Genomic DNA, 609 nt, shown 5'->3' on the forward strand with positions numbered 1-609 from the left:
TTTTTTCATATTGGAGGTTTAGCTCAGCTGGGAGAGCATCTGCCTTACAAGCAGAGGGTCAGCGGTTCGATCCCGTTAACCTCCATATGAGTCGTTAGCTCAGTTGGTAGAGCATCTGACTTTTAATCAGAGGGTCACAGGTTCGAGCCCTGTACGACTCATTGTCTATGCGGGTGTGGCGGAATTGGCAGACGCACTAGATTTAGGATCTAGCGCCTTCGGGCGTGGGGGTTCAAGTCCCTTCACCCGCATTAAAGTACCACCAAAGCGCCGGCTTAGCTCAGTTGGTAGAGCATCTGATTTGTAATCAGAGGGTCGAGGGTTCAAATCCTTTAGCCGGCATCCAATACTTGCGGAAATAGCTCAGTGGTAGAGCACCACCTTGCCAAGGTGGGGGTCGCGGGTTCGAACCCCGTTTTCCGCTTAGCCAATTTCAACGCCGGGGTGGCGGAACTGGCAGACGCACAGGACTTAAAATCCTGCGGTGAGTGATCACCGTACCGGTTCGATTCCGGTCCTCGGCATTAACAATGCGCCCATAGCTCAATTGGATAGAGTGTTTGACTACGGATCAAAAGGTTAGGGGTTCGACTCCTCTTGGGCGCGTTT

7 tRNA genes are annotated in these 609 nt (G+C 52.4%); all 7 read left to right on the forward strand.

Annotated elements, in window-relative coordinates:
* Positions 1–12 precede the first annotated feature (12 nt).
* Positions 13–85, forward strand: a tRNA-Val gene (locus tag HMPREF9088_RS11280).
* 3 nt (positions 86–88) lie between these two features.
* Positions 89–161: transfer RNA gene (locus HMPREF9088_RS11285), tRNA-Lys, on the forward strand.
* Between the two features lie 8 nt (positions 162–169).
* A tRNA-Leu gene (locus tag HMPREF9088_RS11290) sits at positions 170–251 on the forward strand.
* Positions 252–269: 18 nt separating this feature from the next.
* Positions 270–342 (forward strand) — tRNA-Thr (locus HMPREF9088_RS11295).
* Between the two features lie 10 nt (positions 343–352).
* Positions 353–424 (forward strand) — tRNA-Gly (locus HMPREF9088_RS11300).
* A gap of 14 nt (positions 425–438) precedes the next feature.
* Positions 439–524: transfer RNA gene (locus tag HMPREF9088_RS11305), tRNA-Leu, on the forward strand.
* 8 nt (positions 525–532) lie between these two features.
* A tRNA-Arg gene (locus HMPREF9088_RS11310) sits at positions 533–606 on the forward strand.
* Positions 607–609: the final 3 nt, after the last annotated feature.

Origin of the sequence: Enterococcus italicus DSM 15952 (assembly GCF_000185365.1) — a bacterium.
GTDB classification, from domain to species: domain Bacteria; phylum Bacillota; class Bacilli; order Lactobacillales; family Enterococcaceae; genus Enterococcus_G; species Enterococcus_G italicus.